Annotated in this window: 18 protein-coding genes and 1 pseudogene; 14 read left to right on the top strand and 5 right to left on the bottom strand. The window is 74.2% G+C overall.

Translation table 11 applies throughout. The annotated features are described in order from the left end of the window. The 5 genes and pseudogenes from KDN32_RS19020 to KDN32_RS23560 all read left to right on the top strand — a co-directional run. Nucleotides 1-675 (top strand): type II secretion system F family protein, encoded by a 675-nt coding sequence (locus KDN32_RS19020; RefSeq protein ID WP_211733811.1) that lies wholly within the window; start codon nucleotides 1-3, stop codon nucleotides 673-675. Then, nucleotides 672-1388 (top strand): type II secretion system F family protein, encoded by a 717-nt coding sequence (locus KDN32_RS19015; RefSeq protein ID WP_211733809.1) that lies wholly within the window; start codon nucleotides 672-674, stop codon nucleotides 1386-1388. Before KDN32_RS19020 ends, KDN32_RS19015 begins: the two co-directional genes overlap by 4 nt. A 152-nt stretch (nucleotides 1389-1540) precedes the next feature. Then, nucleotides 1541-1738 (top strand): DUF4244 domain-containing protein, encoded by a 198-nt coding sequence (locus KDN32_RS19010; RefSeq protein ID WP_211733808.1) that lies wholly within the window; start codon nucleotides 1541-1543, stop codon nucleotides 1736-1738. Beyond that, nucleotides 1738-2109, top strand: coding sequence for a TadE/TadG family type IV pilus assembly protein (locus KDN32_RS19005; protein ID WP_211733806.1), 372 nt, complete (start codon nucleotides 1738-1740; stop codon nucleotides 2107-2109). The genes KDN32_RS19010 and KDN32_RS19005 overlap by 1 nt, the downstream gene beginning before the upstream one ends. Beyond that, nucleotides 2106-2435 (top strand): annotated as a pseudogene (locus tag KDN32_RS23560) (Rv3654c family TadE-like protein); the annotation flags it as partial. The gene KDN32_RS19005 and the pseudogene KDN32_RS23560, both read left to right, overlap by 4 nt. A gap of 135 nt (nucleotides 2436-2570) precedes the next feature. Here KDN32_RS23560 and KDN32_RS18995 read toward each other — a convergent pair. Further along, nucleotides 2571-2873 carry a hypothetical protein gene (locus tag KDN32_RS18995; RefSeq protein ID WP_211733804.1) on the bottom strand — a complete coding sequence of 101 codons (303 nt, stop codon included), beginning with the start codon at nucleotides 2871-2873 and terminating at the stop codon, nucleotides 2571-2573. A gap of 9 nt (nucleotides 2874-2882) precedes the next feature. Further along, nucleotides 2883-5231 carry a DEAD/DEAH box helicase gene (sftH, locus tag KDN32_RS18990; protein WP_211733802.1) on the bottom strand — a complete coding sequence of 783 codons (2349 nt, stop codon included), beginning with the start codon at nucleotides 5229-5231 and terminating at the stop codon, nucleotides 2883-2885. 167 nt (nucleotides 5232-5398) lie between these two features. On the opposite strand from sftH, the gene KDN32_RS18985 reads away from it, so the two are divergent. Both KDN32_RS18985 and KDN32_RS18980 read left to right on the top strand, forming a co-directional pair. Further along, nucleotides 5399-5734, top strand: coding sequence for an anti-sigma factor antagonist (locus KDN32_RS18985; RefSeq protein WP_211733800.1), 336 nt, complete (start codon nucleotides 5399-5401; stop codon nucleotides 5732-5734). A 170-nt stretch (nucleotides 5735-5904) separates the two neighbouring features. Beyond that, entirely contained in the window at nucleotides 5905-8232 is a 2328-nt protein-coding gene (locus KDN32_RS18980; RefSeq protein ID WP_211733799.1) for a sodium-translocating pyrophosphatase, read from the top strand. A gap of 54 nt (nucleotides 8233-8286) precedes the next feature. Here the strand turns inward: KDN32_RS18980 and KDN32_RS18975 are convergent, their stop codons facing one another. Genes KDN32_RS18975 through KDN32_RS18965 form a run of 3 tightly spaced genes read right to left on the bottom strand, consistent with a single transcriptional unit; the run spans nucleotide 8287 to nucleotide 11203 of the window. Beyond that, entirely contained in the window at nucleotides 8287-9180 is an 894-nt protein-coding gene (locus tag KDN32_RS18975) for a phosphotransferase family protein (RefSeq protein ID WP_211733797.1), read from the bottom strand. Between the two features lie 14 nt (nucleotides 9181-9194). Beyond that, entirely contained in the window at nucleotides 9195-10523 is a 1329-nt protein-coding gene (locus tag KDN32_RS18970; RefSeq protein ID WP_211733795.1) for a sensor histidine kinase, read from the bottom strand. Next, nucleotides 10520-11203 carry a response regulator transcription factor gene (locus KDN32_RS18965; RefSeq protein WP_307854222.1) on the bottom strand — a complete coding sequence of 228 codons (684 nt, stop codon included), beginning with the start codon at nucleotides 11201-11203 and terminating at the stop codon, nucleotides 10520-10522. Before KDN32_RS18965 ends, KDN32_RS18970 begins: the two co-directional genes overlap by 4 nt. Nucleotides 11204-11356: 153 nt before the next feature. Between KDN32_RS18965 and KDN32_RS18960 the strand changes: the two genes are divergently transcribed. The 7 genes from KDN32_RS18960 (at nucleotide 11357) to KDN32_RS18930 (ending at nucleotide 19644) form a co-directional block, all read left to right on the top strand. Beyond that, nucleotides 11357-11839 carry a hypothetical protein gene (locus KDN32_RS18960; protein ID WP_211733793.1) on the top strand — a complete coding sequence of 161 codons (483 nt, stop codon included), beginning with the start codon at nucleotides 11357-11359 and terminating at the stop codon, nucleotides 11837-11839. Further along, a complete protein-coding gene (locus tag KDN32_RS18955; RefSeq protein WP_211733792.1) occupies nucleotides 11836-12201 on the top strand; it encodes a hypothetical protein in 366 nt (121 codons plus the stop codon). Before KDN32_RS18960 ends, KDN32_RS18955 begins: the two co-directional genes overlap by 4 nt. A gap of 22 nt (nucleotides 12202-12223) precedes the next feature. Beyond that, on the top strand, nucleotides 12224-13036 hold the full coding sequence (locus tag KDN32_RS18950; RefSeq protein WP_211733790.1) for a metallophosphoesterase family protein: 813 nt from the start codon (nucleotides 12224-12226) through the stop codon (nucleotides 13034-13036). Then, complete coding sequence (locus tag KDN32_RS18945; protein WP_211733788.1) at nucleotides 13033-14496, top strand: DUF7059 domain-containing protein; 1464 nt, start codon at nucleotides 13033-13035, stop codon at nucleotides 14494-14496. The genes KDN32_RS18950 and KDN32_RS18945 overlap by 4 nt, the downstream gene beginning before the upstream one ends. Before the next feature lie 104 nt (nucleotides 14497-14600). Further along, nucleotides 14601-17321, top strand: a complete 2721-nt coding sequence (gene topA / locus KDN32_RS18940; protein ID WP_211733786.1) for a type I DNA topoisomerase — start codon at nucleotides 14601-14603, stop codon at nucleotides 17319-17321. A gap of 81 nt (nucleotides 17322-17402) precedes the next feature. Beyond that, nucleotides 17403-18113 carry a hypothetical protein gene (locus KDN32_RS18935; protein WP_211733785.1) on the top strand — a complete coding sequence of 237 codons (711 nt, stop codon included), beginning with the start codon at nucleotides 17403-17405 and terminating at the stop codon, nucleotides 18111-18113. A 115-nt stretch (nucleotides 18114-18228) separates the two neighbouring features. Further along, nucleotides 18229-19644, top strand: a complete 1416-nt coding sequence (locus KDN32_RS18930; protein ID WP_211733784.1) for a Vgb family protein — start codon at nucleotides 18229-18231, stop codon at nucleotides 19642-19644. Nucleotide 19645 lies beyond the last annotated feature (1 nt).

The raw sequence follows: 19645 nt of genomic DNA, 5'->3' as shown, positions 1-19645 counted from the left end.
GTGAGCGTGGGGCTGGCGGCGCTGCTGCTCGCGGCCGCCGTGGCCGTGTGGGTGCCGGTGCCCGCGGGAGCACCGCCCGGCCCGCCGCGCCGCGGCACCACCGCGACACCGCGGGGCTGGTCCCGTCCTCGTCGCGGTCAGGTCGCTCGCGACCGGTCGGCCGTGCTGGAGGTCTGCGACGTCCTGGCGGCCGAGCTGGCCGCGGGTCGTCCGCCCACCGCGGCCCTGTCCGCGGCACAGGAGAGGTGGCCGCCCCTCGGTGAGGTGGTCGAGGCGAGCCGCCTGGGGGTCGACGTGCCCGACGCGCTGCGCCGGCTGGCCCGTGGGCACCCCGGCGCCGAGGACCTGCACCGGGTGGCGAGCGCGTGGCAGGTCGCCCACCAGACCGGCCACGGCCTGGCTGCTGGCCTGGAGCGGACCGCGGCCGGGTTGCGGGTGCGGCGCCGCACCCGCCGCCTCGTCGACTCCGAGCTCGCCTCGGCCCGCGCGACGGCGCGCCTGGTGGCGTGCCTGCCGCTCGCGGTGCTGGTGATGGGCTCGGGCGCGGGCTCCGACCCGTGGGCCTTCCTCCTGGGCACCGTGGCGGGGTGGGTCTGCCTCGGTGCCGGCCTGGGCCTGCTGGCGCTGGGTCTGTGGTGGATCGAGCGGCTCGCCGACGCGGTCGTCGTGCCATGACGTGGGTGTGCGCCGGCTGCGTGCTGGTCACGGTGTGGCTGCTGGTGTCCCGTGCGCCGGAGCCGTGGTCCGGGCAGCCGACGGCCCCGGGGGCCGCCCGCGCCCACCCTGCGGGTCGACGCTGGCCGCGGGCGCTGGCGGCCCTGGGCGCGGGGGCCGGCGCGTGGGCTCTCGTGGGTGGCCGCGCAGGCGTGGCGGCATCGGTGGTCGCCGCGGTCGCGTCGTGGTGGGTGCTGGCGCGAGCCGAGCCCGCCGCGGTGCGCCGCGAGCGCGAGGAGGTGGAGCGGACGCTGCCCCACCTCGTCGACCTGTTCGCCGCGACCCTGCGCGGCGGCGCCGACCCCGTCGGCGGGCTCGCGCTGGTCTGTCGCGCCCTGCCGGGCCCGGCCGCCGACCGCTTGTCGCCGGTCGTCGACCACGCGCGCTGGGGTGCGCCGCTCGTCGACGCCTGGGCGACCCTGGCCGACGACGAGGCGCTGGCGCCCCTCGGGCGGGCGATGGAGCGCGCACAGGCGTCCGGCGCCTCCGTCGTGCAGGTCATCGAGAGGCTGGCCGACGAGCTCGAGCGCGAGTCGGCGGCCCGCGCCGAGGACGCCGCCCGCCGGGTGGGCGTCGCCGCGGCGCTACCGCTCGGCATCTGCCTGCTCCCGGCCTTCCTGCTGCTCGGGGTCGTGCCCACCGCCGCGTCCCTGCTCGGGTCGTTGGTGCCGTGAGGGCCGCCCACGCGACCGCGAGCCGTCCACAGGGCGGCCCCGGCGGCGCTCGTCCACAGGGCCGAGGGGCATCGGGTGCGCCGTCGGCCGCGGGCGCGCAGCCTCGGGTGACGACGGGGCTCATCGAGAGCCCCACGACGACGGGAGACCCGATGATCAGGACCACACACGCCACGCCTGCCGCGCCGGAGCGCGACGAGCGCGGCATCACCACCGCGGAGTACGCGGTCGGCACCGCCGCCGGTGCCGGCTTCGCGGCGCTGCTCTACAAGCTGCTCACGGGCAGCTTCGGCGACCGGCTGCTCGGCCGGCTCTTCGACCACGTCATGGGCCTGCTGGGGATCGGCTGATGGCGGCGCGGGCTCGGCACGAGGAGGAGGGGTCCGCGACCGCCGAGCTCGCGCTCGGCGTGCCGCTGCTCCTGGCCCTGACGGTCGGGCTGGTGTGGATGCTGGCGATCGGCGCCGCCCAGGTGCGCGTGGTCGATGCCTCCCGCGAGGCCGCCCGGGCGCTGGCCCGCGGTGACGACGCGACGACCGCGCGCGCCGTGGCGCTGCGGATCGCGCCCGAGGGTGCCTCCGTCCGGGTGACGGTCGACGGCGACCGGGTGGTCGTCGTGACCTCCGCGCGGGTGGCCGGACCCGGCGGCCTGCTGGCGTCGGTGCCGGGCGTCACCGTCTCCGACGAGGCGGTCGCCCTGCTCGAGGAGGGGTCACCGTGACCGGTTCCCGTGGTGAGGAGGGAGGAGCGACCGTCCTCGTGCTGGCTCTCGCCGGGGTGCTGATGTTCGTGGCGCTGGGCCTCTCGGCCGCGGGCGGGCTCGTGGTCGCGCAGCGACGGGCCCAGTCCGCTGCCGACCTCGCGGCGGTCGCAGCCGCCGGGGCTGCGGCAGCCGGCGACGGGGCGTGTGCGAGGGCGACCGAGGTCGCGACCGCCCACGCAGCCGTCCTCGACGGGTGCGAGGTCACCGGCAGCGAGGTCCGGGTGTCGGTGTCGGTGGACGGTCCGCCGGTGCCGTGGCGCGAGGTCCGGGTGCGTGCCGAGGCGCGCGCCGGGCCGACCGGCAGCAGGCCGTCGCGCCGTGTCGTCGCGACGGTGGAGCCGGTGGCCCGTAGGTCGGGCCGGTGGCTCCACTGTCGGGGTCTGGGCCTGCCGCTCAGCTGTGGGTGCGGCCCGCCACGATCACGCGGACGGGGAGGCGTCGCCGTCGGCGCGGCGCTCGGCCTCGACCCGCTCGAGCTTGGCGTTGAGCTCGCTCAGCTCCTTGCGCTCCCGGCGGTGGGCGAGGCTGCGCTTGGTGCCCCACTTGAGGATCGCGAAGCCCCACAGGATCGCGGCGCCGGCGGCGACGCCGATGAGGAAGGACGAGAGCGTGTTGACGTCGACCCCGAGGTAGGCGCCACCGGTGCCCGGGTCGGTGAAGGCGAAGGCGAAGAGGATGGCCAGCCCGCCGAGCGCGATGAGGACGAGTCCGATGATCACCATGGCGCGAATCTAGCGCTTCGCGACCTCGCGCGGCGCACCCGAGAGGAGGGCGTCGAGCAGCCGGATCGCGCCGTCCTTGTCGAGCGGGTTGTTCTGGTTGCCGCACTTGGGCGACTGGATGCACGAGGGGCAGCCCGACGTGCACTCGCACCCGGCGATCGCCTCCCGGGTCGCGGTCAACCAGGCGACCGCGGTGTGGAAGCCGCGCTCCGCGAACCCGGCGCCGCCGGGGTGCCCGTCGTAGACGAAGACGGTCAGCACGCCCGTGTCGGCGTGCCGCGCGGTGGAGACCCCGCCGATGTCCCAGCGGTCGCAGGTCGCGAAGAGCGGGAGCAGGCCGATCGAGCAGTGCTCGGCCGCGTGCGCGGCGCCCGGCACGTCGAGGGCCGCCAGCCCGGCCTCGGCGACGACGTCGTCGGGCACCGTCCACCACACCGCGGTGGTCCGCAGGGTCCGCTCGGGCAGGTCGAGCGGCTCCTCGCCGAGCACCTCGCCGCCCGGCTGGCGCCGACGCAGGAACGACACCACCTGGTGGGACACGTCGACCTCGCCGAGGGTCAGCTGGCAGCCCGCCCACGAGCGGCGCTCACGGGTCGAGACGATGCTGATGTCGGTCACCTCGCGGGCGGTCGTGGACCACGCCGGGTCGTCGCGCCGCATCGTCGCGACGTGGTGGTCGAGGTCGAGCGACTCCACCAGCCACGTCTCTCCCTGGTGCACGTAGACCGCCCCGGGGTGCGCCTGGCTGTGCGCGCCCGAGGCGTCGACGGTGCCGACGACCCGGCCGGTGTCGGCCTCGACGAGCTGCACCGCCGAGCCGCCGGCGGACCGGATGTCGGCCAGGTCGGCCGCGCGGCCGCGGTCGGTCCAGAACCAGCCGCGCGGCCGCTTGCGCAGCAGCTGGAGACCGACCAGCTCGTCGACCACCTCGCGGGCGGTCGGGCCGAAGAGCGGCAGGTCGGCCTCGGTCAGCGGCTGCTCCTGGGCGGCGGCGCACAGGTGCGGCCCCATCACGTGCGGGTTGTCCGGGTCGAAGACCGAGGCCTCCACCGGTGCGCCGATCAGCATCTCGGGATGGGTGACGAGATAGGTGTCGAGCGGGTCGTCCTTGGCCACCAGGACGCCCAGCGCGTCCTGTGCGCCGCGGCCGGCGCGACCCACCTGCTGCCAGAAGGCGGCGCGGGTGCCGGGGAAGCCGGCGATCAGGACGGCGTCGAGGCCGCTGATGTCGATCCCGAGCTCCAGGGCGTTGGTGGCGGCGAGGCCCATCAGGTCACCACGGCGCACCGACGCCTCGAGCGCCCGCCGCTCCTCCGGGAGGTAGCCGCCGCGGTAGGCGGCGACCCGCCCGGGCAGCGACGGGTCGACCTCGGCGAGCAGGCCGGCGGTGGTGGTCGCGACCTGCTCCACGCCGCGTCGCGAGCGGACGAAGGCGAGCGTGCGGACGTCCTCGGCGACCAGGTCGGCCAGCAGGTCCGCGACCTCCGACGACGCCGCACGCCGCACCGGCGCGCCGTTCTCCCCGTCGTGGGAGGTGAGCGGCGGCTCCCAGAGCACCAGCGAGACGGCCCCGCGCGGCGAGTCGTCACGGGTCAGCGCGACCACGTCGAGACCGGTCAGCCGCCCCGCGGTGACCTCGGGCTGGGCGACGGTCGCGGAGGCGAGGACGAAGGTGGGGTGCGCGCCGTACATCGCGCACACCCGGCGCAGCCGCCGCAGGACGTGGGAGACGTGGGCGCCGAAGACGCCGCGGTAGTGGTGGCACTCGTCGACCACGACGTACTGCAGCGACCCGAGGAACCGCGACCAGCGGTGGTGGGCCGGCAGCAGCGAGCGGTGCAGCATGTCGGGGTTGGTCAGGACGTACTCCCCGAAGTCGCGGGTCCAGTCGCGCTCCTCGTAGGAGCTGTCGCCGTCGTGGGCCGACACCCGCACGTCAAGGCCGAGCGAGGTCAGCGTCGCGAGCTGGTCGTGGGCCAGCGCCTTGGTGGGGGCGAGGTAGAGCACCGACGCGCCGCGCTCGCCCCGCGGACCGCGCGCGGCGCGGATCGCGGACAGCGCCGGCAGCTGGTAGGCCAGCGACTTCCCGGACGCGGTGCCGGTCGCGACGATGACGTGGTCGCCGGCGTGGGCCGCATCGGCCGCGACGACCTGGTGGCGCCAGGGCCGGGCCACCCCCTGCGACGCGAACGCCCCGCGGACGTCGTCGGGCACCCAGCCCGGCCAGTCCTCGTGGACCGCCTCGCGCGCCGGCAGCACCTCGAGGTGTCGCAGCCGGCCTTCCCGCCCCGGCACCGACGTCAGTCGGCGGACGAGGTCGTCGACCCGGGGTGGTGCGACAGGTCGGGTGGTGCTCACCCGCGAAGTCTGGCAAACGCCTCCGACGGTGCCCTCGCCGCGAAGTGTTGGGGACACCTGCGCGACGGGTGGGACTCGTGGTTTGATACCACCCGATAGAACTCAGGGGCACGCAGTGTGCCTCGCTGACGCACTGTCCGAACAGATTCGGGGACCGGGGAGCAGTCGTGGATCTCACCCTTGCCACTCGCGAGGTGGATGGTCGCGCCATCGTGGCGGTCGGCGGGGAGATCGACGTCTACACCGCCCCCAAGCTGCGCGACTGCATCACCGAGCTCGTCGGCGCCGGCACCTACGACATCGTCATCGACCTCGAGGCCGTCGAGTTCCTCGACTCCACCGGTCTCGGCGTCCTGGTCGGCGGCCTGAAGAAGGTCCGCGCCCACGACGGATCGCTCGACCTGGTCTGCACCCAGGAGCGGCTGCTCAAGATCTTCCGGATCACCGGGCTGGCCAAGGTGTTCGTCATCCACGACACCGTCGGCCTCGCGCCGGGCGCCTGACCACGCCCCCGGCCGCACCGCCGTCCACACCCCTCCGGACGAGTCCGGAGGGGTTTTTCGTGCGCCCGGCCGGACCGGCCGGTGTGGCGTGGATCACCCTGCCCCGTGATCTGGGTCACGTCTGCGTAGACTCCGGCGCGTTCACGTTCCACTTCTAGGAGGACGCGCATATGACCGGGATCCTGCCCGCAGTCGTTGAGCCGGACCTCGAAGGCGGCAACCTCGTCCTGGTCGTCATCGTCGCCCTGATCGCGCTCGGCGCGCTCGGGATGGCGGCGATGTTCCGGTCGCAGGTGATGGCCGCAGGCGAGGGCACCGACAACATGAGGACCATCGCCCAGGCGGTGCAGGAGGGCGCCAACGCCTACCTGCAGCGCCAGTTCCGCACTCTCGGGATCTTCGCCGCGGTGGCGTTCGTGGTCCTGTTCGCACTGCCGGCCGACGACGTCACCGTCCGGATCGGACGCTCCGTCTTCTTCCTGGTCGGCGCCGGCTTCTCGGCCGCCATCGGCTACCTCGGGATGAGCCTCGCGGTCCGCGCCAACCTGCGCGTCGCCGCCGCGGCCGAGACCGAGGGCCGCGACCCGGCCATGACCATCGGCTTCCGCACCGGCGCGTTCGTCGGCATGGCGACCGTGGGCCTCGGCCTGCTCGGCGCCAGCCTCGTGGTCCTGCTCTTCAAGGACGAGGCGCCCCACGTGCTGGAGGGCTTCGGCTTCGGCGCGGCCCTGCTCGCCATGTTCATGCGCGTCGGCGGCGGCATCTTCACCAAGGCCGCGGACGTCGGCGCCGACCTGGTCGGCAAGGTCGAGAACAACATCCCCGAGGACGACCCGCGCAACGCCGCGACCATCGCCGACAACGTGGGCGACAACGTGGGCGACTGCGCCGGCATGGCCGCGGACCTGTTCGAGTCCTACGCCGTGACGCTGGTGGCCGCGCTGATCCTCGGCGCCGCGGCGTTCGGCGACAAGGGCCTGGTCTTCCCGCTGCTGATCCCCGCGATCGGCGCGCTGACCGCCGTGCTCGGTGTCTTCATCACCAAGCCCAAGGCCGGCGAGAACGGCCTCACCACGATCAACCGCGCCTTCTACATCTCCGCCGCGGTCGGCGCGGTCGCGTCCGTGATCCTGTCCTACGTCTACCTGCCCGGGTCGTTCTCCGACTTCACCAACGCCACCGGCGCCGACATCGCGCAGGCCAGCGGCGACCCGCGGCTGATCGCGAGCCTCGCGGTCGTCATCGGCATCGTGATGGCGGCAGGCATCCTGGCGCTGACCGGCTACTACACCGGCACCGAGTTCCGCCCGGTCAAGGACGTCGGCAAGACCTCGCTCACCGGCCCGGCGACCGTCATCCTGTCCGGCCTGAGCGTCGGCTTCGAGTCGGCGGTCTACACCACCCTCGTGATCGGCGCGGCCGTCTTCGGGGCGTTCCTGCTCGGCGGCGCCACCGTCACGGTCTCGCTGTTCGCCGTCGCGCTCGCCGGCTGCGGCCTGCTGACCACCGTCGGCGTCATCGTCGCGATGGACACCTTCGGCCCGGTCTCCGACAACGCGCAGGGCATCGCGGAGATGTCCGGCGACGTCAGCGAGAACGGCGCGCAGATCCTCACCGAGCTCGACGCCGTCGGCAACACCACCAAGGCCATCACCAAGGGCATCGCGATCGCGACCGCCGTGCTGGCCGCCACCGCGCTGTTCGGGTCGTACTCCACCTCGGTCGCGGAGTCGGTGGCCGACGCGGGTGTGCTCAGCGACGACGACGTCTCGGCGCTCAACTTCCTCGTCTACAACCCGGGCGTCCTCGTCGGCGTGCTGCTCGGCGCCGCGGTGGTGTTCCTCTTCTCCGGCCTGGCCATCAACGCCGTCGCCCGCGCCGCGGGTGCGGTCGTGTTCGAGGTGCGCCGCCAGTTCCGCGAGATCCCCGGGATCATGGAGGGCACCGGCCGCCCGGAGTACGGCAAGGTCGTCGACATCGTCACCCGCGACTCGCTGCGCGAGCTGATCACGCCCGGCATCCTGGCGGTGATGGCCCCCATCGCCGTCGGCTTCGGCCTCGGCGTCGCGGCCCTGGCCGGCTTCCTGGCCGGCGCGATCGGCGCCGGCACCCTGATGGCGGTCTTCCTGGCCAACGCGGGTGGCGCGTGGGACAACGCCAAGAAGCTGGTCGAGGACGGCCACCACGGCGGCAAGGGCTCCGAGGCCCACGCGGCGACGGTCATCGGCGACACCGTCGGCGACCCGTTCAAGGACACCGCCGGCCCGGCGATCAACCCGCTCATCAAGGTGATGAACCTCGTCTCGCTGCTGATCGCGAGCGCGGTCGTCTCGATGAGCGTCGGCGAGGACCAGAACGACGCGCTGCGCATCGTGATCGCCCTCGTCGCGGTGGCGATCATCGCGGTCGCGGTCGTCGTGTCCAAGCGGCGCGAGGTGGCCATCGCCGACGACGGCGACAACACCGGCTCGTCGTCGTTCACCCCGCACCACGCCTGACCCACGCACCACACGCGGCCCGCCACTCCCTCGGGAGCGGCGGGCCGTCGTGCGTCAGCCCTCGCCGAAGTGTGGCCGGGTCAGCTCGTGCGCCAGCCCGCCCAGCGCCGTGCGGTCGTCGGTGTCGCCGACGTGGGGGCCCTGCAGCCACTGGGCGAACGACCAGATCTCCGAGAGCCGCCACTCCAGGTCGAACAGCCGCACCATCTCGCGGTCGTGGGGGACGTCGCGGCCCTCGTGGACCAGCGTGGCCAGGTCCCGCTCGCGCGGCGCGAGCAGCAGCGACTCCCAGTCGATCAGCCAGGTGCGCCCGCGCGCGACCCACTGGTTGCGCACGTGCGGCTCGCCGTGGGTGACGACGTAGGTCGCGGGGTCGGCGAGGTCGCGCAGCCGCGCGTGCTCGCGCACCCACCCGCCGACCTGCGCCAGGTGCTCGAGCAGCACCTCGCGCGCGGCCGGCCCGAGCGGCCCGTCCCACGGTCGCTGCAGCAGGTCGCGCAGGAGGTCGGGCAGGTCGGGGTCGAGCTCGGTGGTCCACGCGCGGGCCGTCGGCGGCGCAGGGGCTGCGTGGAGCCGCGCGAGCAGGTCGGGGAGGTCCGTGACCGACTCCGCCGGCCGCTCGCCGTCAAGCCACCCGGTCACGCTCGCGGTGCGGGGCCCGCACGCCACGGTGTAGCCGCCGCCGTCGTGCGGCAGCGACGGCCACACGAAGTCGAGGTCGAGGGCCGCGGCCGCGGCGTACGCCCCCTCGAGGCTCTCGGGGGTGTGCCGGGGCAGCGGCGGGTCGAGGGTCGCGAAGAGGGTGGGCTCGCCCGCGACGTCGACGCGCCAGTGGTGGGCGCCCCAGCCGACGGCGAGGTGCTCGACCGCGTCGGCGCGCGGCTCCCAGCGGGCACGCACCACCTCGAGCACGTCGGCGTCGGACACGTCGGGCGGCGGTTCGAGCATGCCCGCATCCTGCCTCAGGCGGGCGGGAGGGTGACCTGGAAGAGGGCGCCACCGGTGGGCGCGACCCCGGCCACGACGTCGCCGCCCATCCGTCGCACCAGTCCGGCGACGATCGCGAGGCCGAGGCCGTGACCGCCGGTGGCGCGCCGGCCGCGGTAGCGCTCGTGCAGGACGCCCGGTTCGAAGGCGACGGCCAGGTCCTCCGGGGCCAGCCCCGGTCCGGTGTCGCTGAGCTCGACGGTGCCGGGGGCGTCGCACGACAGGACGACCGACCCGCCCGGCGGGGTCACCCGCAGCGCGTTGTCGAGCAGCGCGTCCAGCACCTGGCGCAGGCGGGTGGCGTCGGCGCGGACGGCGCAGGGCCTGGTGGTCGCCGAGACGGTCACCTCCGCCGCGCGGCCCCGGGCCGACCACGCCTCGGCGGTCGTCGCGACCAGCGCGGCGAGGTCGACCGTCGTGACGTCGACGCGGAAGTCGTCGGCCTCCAGGCGGGCCAGCGCCAGCAGGTCGGCGACGTAGCCCTCGAGCCGCAGCGCCTCGGCCAGCACGGTGCCGCCGACCTCGCGCGACTCCTCCGGGGCGACGGTGCCGTCGACCAGCCCCTCGGCCCAGCCGCGCACCGCGGTGAGTGGCGTGCGCAGCTCGTGGGAGACCGACAGCAGGAACCGGCGCTGCCGCTCCTCGCTGGTGCGCAGCGCCGTGTCGAGCTGGCCGAGCGCGGCCGCGACGTCGGCGACCTCGGGCGGGCCGCCCGCCGGCAGCTCCACGCCACGCTCGCCCGCGGCGAGCCGGCGCGCGGCGTCGGCGGCGCTGGTCAGCGGACGCGCCACCCGCCGCGCCAGCCAGGCCGCGAGCCCGATCGCGACGAGCGAGCCGAGGGCCAGCGCGAGCACCACCCGCCGTCGCACCGCGGTGAGGGCGCCGTCGGCGGTCGACAGGTCGGCGGCCAGCACCACGGCGCCGCCGGAGCGGGAGGGACGGCCCTCCACCAGCACCGGTACGCCGTCGAGCTCGGCCTCGCCCGACACCGAGCCGCCGGAGCGCAGCGTGGCCAGCTCGCCGGGCGACAGGGCGCTCGCCGCGCCGGTGGCGCGGTCGGCGGTGACGACGCCGAGGGTCAGCCCGGAGGCGTCGGTCACGCGGTCGAGCCGCTGGGAGGCCAGGGAGAGGCGGGGGAGCCGCGCCAGCAGCTCGACCTGGCGGGCGAGCGGTGCGCGCACGGCGTCCTCCCGCGCGCCGGACAGCAGCGGGGTGAGGAGGGCACCGGCCAGCACCGCGGACACGGCCGCGACCGCCGCCATCGCGAGGGCCAGGCGTGCGGCCAGCCCGAGCGGCCGGGTCACGACGGCCTCCGCGCGCGGTAGCCGACGCCGCGCACGGTCTCCACGGGGCAGTGGTCGCCCAGCTTGGCGCGCAGCTGGGCCACGTGGACGTCGACGGTCCGGCTGGTGCCGTAGTCGGCCTGCCCCCACGCCCGCGACAGCAGCTCGGCGCGGTCGAAGACCCGCCCGGGTGCGCCCATCAGCACCTCGAGCAGGTTGAACTCGGTCGTCGTCAGGTGGTGGGCGGTCCCGTCGACGGTGAGGGTGCGCGCGGCGGGGTCGAGGGCCAGCCCGCCGTCGCGCAGCACCCGCGGGCCGGCGGGGGCGCTGCTGCGCCGCACCACGGTGCGGACCCGCGCGACCAGCTCGCGCGGGGAGAACGGCTTGGTGACGTAGTCGTCGGCCCCCAGCTCGAGGCCGAGCACCCGCTCGACCTCCTCGTCGCGCGCGGTGACGAACAGCACCGGCGTCCAGTCGCCCTGCTCGCGCATCACCCTGCACACGTCGGTGCCCTCGCCGTCTGGCAGCCCGACGTCGAGCAGCACCGCGGCGGGCCGCAGCCGGCGTACGGCCTCGAGCGCGCCGTGCACGCCCGCCTCGACGTGCACCCCGAACCCGGCGGCGACGAGGTAGCGCCGCACCAGGTCGCTGATCGCCGGCTCGTCCTCGACGACGAGCACCAGGCCGCGGGGGTGGTCCACGCGAGGAACGCTAGTGCGCCCGCGAGGCCCGGGGAGGCGGATCGCCGCGGCCTTACCGAACCCGAACACGCCCCTGACGTCGGCGCCACCCGCGGCCACCAGCGTCGTCCCCGGTGGCCGGCGACCGAGCCGGCCGACGACGAAGGAGACGCCATGCCCCTCATCCAGACCGCCGGCCTGTTCGCGGCCGGCCTGCTGACCACCTCCTCGCTGTTCGCCGGCGCCGCCCCCGGCACGGACGCCCCTGCGGGCGACGGACCGCGGGTGCCGTGCGGTGCCGTGTGGTCCCGGCTGCCCCAGGACCTGCGCGACGACCTGACCGCGGTGCGGGACCTCCCGACCGGCGAGCGCGCCGACGCGCTGCGCGAGATCCGCCGCGACGCCCTCGACGGCGACTACGGCTCGCGCGTCCAGCGCTTCGCCGAGCGACGTGACGACCGCGTACGCGCGGTCCGCCGCGCACTGCCGGCCGAGCTGCGCCAGGACCTGCGCGAGGCCCGACGCCTCGACGGCGACGCCCGCGCCGAGGCGTACCGCGAGATCCGCGACGGCGCCCTCGCCGGGACGTACGGCGAGCGGGTGCAGGAGGTCGCCACCGCGGTGCAGGAGCGGCGCGAGGCGTGCGGGGCGTCGTGATCCGCTCCCTCGCGCGGACGGCCGTGGTGCGGGCCGTCGTCGGGTGCGCGGTCGCCGCCGCGGTGCTGGCGGTGGCGTCGCTGCTCGCGACCCCCGCGCTCGTCCAGGCGCCCGCCGACGACGCGGCCGACGAGGGCGCGCGGACGACCCGCGACACCCGCGCCGAGCGGCGGGCCGCCCGTGTCGCCGTCCTGATGGCCGAGCACGGGTGCTGGAGCGATGCGGCGCCCGCCGGAGCGCCGGCGCCGACCCGGGCGGTCGTGACTCTGCCGGACGGCGGGCCCCGGCTGGCGACGGCGGAGGTCGGCTACGGCATCTGGCTGGACGGCGAGCCCGGCGTGCTGCACGGCTTCTGCCCCTGACCGGGTCACCTACGCTGACCGGGTGCCCGCTCCCACGCGCATCGCGCTCATCTCGGACGTCCACGGCAACCTGACGGCGCTCGAGGCGGTGCTGGCCGACATCGAGTCCCGCGGGATCACGCGGATCTTCAACCTCGGCGACTACGTCGGCAAGGGCCCCCGCGGGCGGGAGGTGGTCGACCTCTGCCGCGAGCGGTGCGAGGTCAACCTGCTCGGCAACTGGGACGACTTCCTCCCCGACCCGGACCGCACCTTCGACAACGACGACCTGCGGTGGTGGCGCGACGAGCTCGGTCCGGGACAGGGGGAGTGGCTGCGGTCGCTGCCGTTCAGCCACGACTTCCTGCTCTCCGGGCGGCGGGTGCGGCTGTTCCACGCGAGCGAGGAGACCGTCCACCGCCGGGTGCGCTACGTCCGCTCGCAGGCCGAGTACGAGGCACTGTTCACCAACACCGAGGCGACCGGCTTCGACCACCCCGAGCCCGACCTCGTCGGCTACGGCGACACGCACGACCCGTTCTACGAGTGCCAGCTCGAGGGGCGCACCGCCTTCAACACCGGCTCGGTGGGCAACTGCATGGGCGACGCGACCCCGCTCTACTGCATCCTCGAGGGGGTCGTCGACTCGCCGGAACCTGCGCCGTGGGCGGTCAGCTACGTGCGGGTGCCCTACGACGTCGAGGCCGAGCTCGAGGCGGCCCGGCGGCTCGGGGTGCCTCAGTACGACGGCTACGAGCTCGAGCTGCGGCACGGCCTCTACCGCGGGATGCTCGCCGAGTGGCGGGCCGGGGAGGCCGTCACCGGCTACCACGAGCGTGAGAGCGTGCGCGCATGAGCGACCTCGACGTCACCGGCCCGCTGCGCGAGGCACTGCTCGCCGTCGACTTCACCTACGACCGGGTCGCCGAGGCGATCGGCGAGGACGCGCACCGCGCGCTCGGACGCAACGAGACCCGCCCGGCGCTGCGCCGCACCACGTCGGGCTCGCCGCTCGACACGCTGGTGCGGCTGTTCCTCCTCCAGACCCCGGTGTCGCGCGACTCCGCCGACGCGGCGCTCCCCGGGCTCGTTGACCGGCTCTGCAACGTCGGCCTGCTCGAGCAGAGCGTCAGCGAGGTCGCCGCCCGCACCGACTGCCGTCCCTACGCCGCGGACGACCGCGACCTGTGGGTGGTCTCCGACCTCACGCCCGGCCTGGACGGCGCACCGGTGGCGGTCGGGCCCGACCACGTCCTCGGCATCTCCAGCGCCTCGACCAGCCTGGCCCAGCTGACGATGCGCGAGCCGGTCGGCAGCGCGCTCGACCTCGGCACCGGCTGCGGCGTGCAGGCGCTGCACCTCGCCGGGCACGCCGAGCGCGTCGTCGCGACCGACGTCAACGCCCGCGCGCTCTGGATGACGCGCCTCAACGCCGCGCTCAACGAGGTCGAGGTCGACGTCCGCGACGGCTCGTTCTTCGAGCCGGTGGCCGGCGAGCGGTTCGACCTGGTCGCGACCAACCCGCCGTTCGTGATCTCGCCCGCGACCGGCGAGCGGCTGGTCTACCGCGACTCCGGGCTCCCCGGCGACCGCGTCGTCGAGCACATCGTCCGGACCGGGCCCGACCACCTCACCGACGGCGGCTGGCTGCAGGTCCTGGCCAACTGGGCGATCGTCGACGGCACCCCGTGGGACGAGCGGATCGGCTCGTGGCTGCGGCCCGACTGCGACGCCCTCGTCGTCCAGCGCGAGACCCTCGACCCGGCGTCGTACGTCGAGCTGTGGCTCAAGGACTCCGGCCACCACGGCGGCCGGGACTACGCCGAGCGCTACGACACCTGGCTCTCCTGGCTCGAGCAGACCGGCATCGAGGGCGTCGGCTTCGGCTGGATCAACGTCCGGCTCGGCGGCAGCGGACGCCACGACCTGCAGGAGTGGCCCTACGACGTCGAGCAGCCGATCGCGCCGGCGATCCACGACTGGGGCACCGCGACGCGCGACCTCGCGGGCCTCGGCGACGACGACCTGCTCGGCCGCCACCTGCGGGCGCGCGAGGACGTCCAGCAGGAGACCGTCGGGCGACCCGGCGCCGAGGACCCGGAGGCCATCGTGCTGCGCCAGCAGCGCGGCTTCCGCCGGGCGCGCACCGCCGACACGGTGGAGGCGGCGTTCGTCGGGGCCAGCGACGGCGACCTGTCCGTCGGCCAGATCCTCGGTGCGCTCGGCGCCCTGCTCGAGCGCGACGAGGACGACCTCCGCGCGACCTACCTCCCGGTCGTCCGCGACCTGCTCGCCGAGGGGTTCCTGGAGGCCTGACCGGCAGCCCTGTGGACGGCCCGGGGTGGTCATCTGGCGATGTGGCGCTACCGTTGCCGCGCCGAGCCCATCTCGGCCAGCACCAAGAGGGAGCAGTGAAAGAAGTGGCAAAGCTCGTCATCGTCGAGTCGCCTGCCAAGGCCCGCACCATCGGCGGCTACCTCGGCAAGGACTACGTCGTCGAGTCCTCGATCGGTCACATCCGTGACCTCCCGAACAACGCGGCGGACACCCCGGCCAAGATCAAGGACAAGCCGTGGGGCCGCCTCGCGGTCGACGTCGACAACGGCTTCGAGCCCTACTACGTCGTGCCCCGCGACAAGAAGAGCCACATCTCCAAGCTGAAGAAGCTGGTCAAGGACGCCGACGCCCTCTACCTCGCCACCGATGAGGACCGCGAGGGCGAGGCCATCGCGTGGCACCTGCTCGACGAGCTCAAGCCGCCGAAGGGCCTGCCGGTCCACCGGATGGTCTTCCACGAGATCACCAAGCCCGCGATCCTGGCCGCGGTCGAGAACCCGCGCGAGATCAACGACGACCTCGTCGAGGCCCAGGAGGCGCGCCGCATCCTCGACCGCCTCTACGGCTACGAGGTCTCCCCGGTGCTGTGGAAGAAGGTCATGTCCGGCCTGTCCGCCGGCCGCGTGCAGTCGGTGGCGACCCGCCTCGTCGTCGACCGCGAGCGCGAGCGGATGAAGTTCAAGGTCGCCTCCTACTGGGACCTCGACGCCACCTTCGACGCCGGCACCGGCCACGACCCGCGGATGTTCCCCGCCAAGCTCTACAGCGTCGACGACGTCCGGGTCGCCCGCGGCGCCGACTTCGACAACACCGGTGAGCTCAAGGGTCGCGCCGAGCGGGTCCACCTCAGCCGTGCCGACGCCGAGGCGCTCGCCACCGGCCTCGCCGACACGTCGTACGCCGTCCGCTCGGTCGAGTCCAAGCCCTACCGCCGCTCGCCCTACCCGCCGTTCCGCACGACCACCCTCCAGCAGGAGGCCTCGCGCAAGCTCGGGATGAGCGCCAGCGTGACCATGTCGGTCGCGCAGCGCCTCTACGAGAACGGCTACATCACCTACATGCGTACCGACTCCACGACCCTGTCGGGCGCGGCGGTCGGCGCGGCCCGCGACCAGGTCCGCGAGCTCTACGGCGCGGAGTACCTCCCCGACTCCCCGCGCACCTACACCTCCAAGGTCAAGAACGCCCAGGAGGCGCACGAGGCGATCCGCCCCGCCGGCGACACCTTCCGCACGCCCGCCCAGACCGGCCTGTCGGGCGAGCAGTTCCGCCTCTACGAGCTGATCTGGATGCGCACCGTCGCCTCCCAGATGAAGGACGCCACCGGCAACTCGGTGACGATCCGCCTCGGCGGCGCCGCCGCCGACGGCCGCGACGTGGTGTTCAGCGCCAGCGGCCGCACGATCACCTTCCACGGCTTCCTCAAGGCCTACGTCGAGGACATCGACGACGCCTCCAAGCGCCGCGACGACGCCGAGACCCGCCTGCCCAACCTCACCGAGGGCGCCGCCGTCTCCGCCGCCACGCTGTCGCCGGAGGGCCACGAGACCAAGCCGCCGGCCCGCTACACCGAGGCCACGCTGATCAAGGAGCTCGAGGACCGCGAGATCGGTCGCCCGTCGACCTACGCCTCGATCATCGGCACGATCCTCAACCGCGGCTACGTCTACAAGAAGGGCACCGCCCTGGTGCCGGCGTGGCTGGCCTTCTCGGTCGTGCGCCTGCTCGAGGACCACTTCCCGCGCCAGGTGTCCTACGAGTTCACCGCGTCGATGGAGGACGTCCTCGACGACATCGCCGGCGGTCGCCGCGACCGGGTCACCGAGCTCGGCGAGTTCTACTACGGCGGCGGCGACGTCATCGGGCTCAAGACCCTCGTCACCGAGCTCGGCGACATCGACGCCAAGGAGATGGCCACCTTCCCGATCGGGGAGGGCATCGACCTGCGGGTCGGCCGCTACGGGCCGTACGTCGAGGGCCCCGGTCCCGACGGCGGTGACGCCGCGCCCGTGCGCGCCAACGTCCCCGACGACCTGCCGCCCGACGAGCTCACCGTGGCCAAGGCCAAGGAGCTGCTCGCCAACCCGGCCGGCGAGGAGCAGGTGATCGGCGAGCACCCCGACACCGGCCTGCAGATCGTCGCGAAGAACGGCCGCTTCGGCCCCTACGTCACCGAGGTGCTGCCCGAGGACGCGCCCAAGAGCGCCAAGCCCCGCACCGGCTCGCTCTTCAAGTCGATGACCCTCGACACCGTGACGCTCGAGCAGGCGGTCCGGCTGCTCGACCTGCCGCGGATCGTCGGCACCGACGAGGACGGCACCGAGATCACCGCCCAGAACGGCCGCTACGGGCCGTACCTGAAGAAGGGCACCGACTCGCGCAGCCTGACGTCGGAGGACCAGATCTTCGACATCACCCTCGACCAGGCCAAGGCGATCTACGCCCAGCCCAAGCAGCGCGGCCGCGGCGCGGCCACCCCGCCGCTCAAGGAGCTCGGCAACGACCCGGTCTCGGGCCAGCCGGTCATCGTGAAGGCCGGCCGCTTCGGCGAGTACGTCACCGACGGCGAGTACAACGCCACGCTGCGCAAGGACGACACCGTCGAGTCGATCACCCTCGAGCGTGCTGCCGAGCTGCTCGCCGAGCGGCGTGAGCGCGGCCCGGCGAAGAAGGCGGCCAAGAAGGGCGCGAAGAAGGCTCCTGCGAAGAAGACGGCGGCCAAGAAGACGGCTGCCAAGAAGACCACGGCGAAGAAGACGGCCGCCAAGAAGACGACGAAGAAGACGGCGGCCAAGAAGTCCTGACCCGAGGGTGGAGTGCCGGGCCGGTAGGTCGGGCCGCACGCTCCACTGTCGGCCGCTCGTACGGAGCCCTATCCTCTGGCCATGGAGGTCACCACCACGCTGCCGGCTCCGTCGGCGTCCGGGCGCGACGAGTGGCTCGACCGGCGCTGGCGGCTGACCGGCCTCGCGCTCGTCGTGGCGTGGTTCGCGGTGCTGACGGCCGCGCTCTTCGTGGCCCAGGAGCAGCGGACCCTCGGTGACCTCGAGCGCGGTGTCCGGGACGGGTCGGTGGTCGACGTGGTGCTGCTCCAGCCCGACCACGACGCCGGCGCCCGCATCCCGGTCACGCTGTCGTGGCGCGACCACGGGATCCGGCGGTACGCCGACGCCGTGGTGCGGCCCCGGCTCTCCGCGGCGCCCGCGCGAGGCAACAGGATCTACGGCGACCCGGTGGCGTACCTGGAGGACCTGGGAGCGCGCGTCGAGCAGCAGGTCGGCCACCCGTCGGCGACCTCGTTCTCCTGGACCGGTCGGGAATGGCGAGCCCCCGGTCCCTTCGTGGGGGCGTACCTCGCGGTCTGGTTCGCCACCTTCCTCGTCCTCGTCGGTGCGCCGGCGCCCTGGCGCGCGACCCGCTGGGCGTGGGGCTGGCTCGTGGTGCTCGGGGGCCGGTGGGCGCGCTGGCGTTCGTCGTCCTCGGCGGACCGCTCGGCATGCCGCGCCCGCGCCCCGGCCGTCGACGCCTCACCGGTGGGTGGGCTCTCCTGCTCGCGCTGGTCCTGTTCGGCGGCGGCCGGGCCGGCTGAGCGCTGACCGGTTTCATCCCTCGGTCGGTGTTTGAACCGGGCCGGAGTTGGTTAGGTGGACACCACGGCGGGACGCGTGACCATGGGGGGATCGCGCCGCCGCGGAAGAGAGCGACGACCTGATGGCCGCCACTGCCCTGACCGCCCGCACCGCTGCGCTGGTGCTCCTCGCCAGCCCGCTGCTGGTCCTCACCACCACCTCGCCAGCGCAGGCCGCGGTCACCGTCTACCCGGTCCCGACCAGCAGTGCCGGGCTCGGACGGATCACCACGGCGCCCGACGGCACCATGTGGTTCGTCGAGGAGGACACCAACAAGATCGGCCGGATCACGCCCGGTGGACAGATCACCGAGTACGGCCTCGGTGCCCAGACCACTGACGACAGCCGGGTGATGGACCTCGACGTCGCGCCCGACGGCAAGGTTTGGGTCGTCTACGACTCGGGCTGGAAGGCCGCAAGCATCGACCCCACCACCGGCAACGCCACCGGCTACGGGCTCGGCGCCTACCCGTACGGAGGTGCGGTCCGCGTCGGGCCGGACGGCGCCGCCTGGATCACCATGAACTACGACGAATCCGGGATCGTCCGGATCGTGCCGGGCCAGCCCTACAGCTGGACCGCCAACGCTCCCGAGTGCGAGGACGTGCTGGGCGAGGCCGCGGACGGGACGATGTGGTGCCAGGGCGGCGGCTTGGACACGGTCGTCAAGGTCGGCCCCGACGCCAACAGCGGCACCACCTACCCGCTGCCGAGCGACGCGACGTACCCCAACGCGCTGGCGGCGGGACCGGTCGGGTCGATCTGGTTCACCCGCAGCAGCAGCGGCACCATCTTCACCAGCCCCAGCAGCGGCTCCGTCGGCTACCTCGACGCCGCGAGCGGGGCGACGCAGATCTGGAAGACCGGCTCGCGCACCGCACCGCAGGACCTCGTGAAGGGCCCCGACGGCCAGATGTGGTTCACCAACGCCGGCGCGGCCCCGGGCATCGGCCACATCTCGGCGGGCGGGGTCGGCGCGATCGCGTCCGTCGGCAACTACGAGCCGACCTCGCTGACGTTCGCCGCCGACGGCGCGATCTGGTTCACCGACGCGAAGAACAACGCGATCGTCCGGGTCACCACCGACCAGCTCGCGACGACCAACATCGACCTCGGCGACGGGGTCACGATGATCGCGCCCGGCACGACCGAGCCGCCCTCGCCGGGCGCTGCGTCGGTCGGCACGATCCCGAAGGTCAAGGGCGTCACCCCGGTCCGGCGCGGCAAGGTCGTCGTCCCCGTGAAGTGCCCGAAGGGCACCGCCGGAGGCTGCCGCGGACGCGTCGGTCTCGAGCTGGCCAGGGGCGGCAAGAGCCTGGGGAAGGCCAGGGCGTACGCCGTGAAGCCGGGCAAGAAGGCCAAGGTCACGGTGGCGCTGTCGAAGAAGGGCCTGAAGCGACTGCGTCCCGGGAAGGTCGTGAAGGTCCGCGTCGAGCTCACGGCGAAGGGGTCGAAGAAGGTGCTGGCGAAGCGGACGATCAAGGTCCGCCGGTCCTGAC

It is taken from the genome of Nocardioides palaemonis, from assembly GCF_018275325.1.
Taxonomy (GTDB): Bacteria; Actinomycetota; Actinomycetes; order Propionibacteriales; family Nocardioidaceae; genus Nocardioides; species Nocardioides palaemonis.
This window is presented reverse-complemented; position numbering and strand designations above follow the sequence as displayed.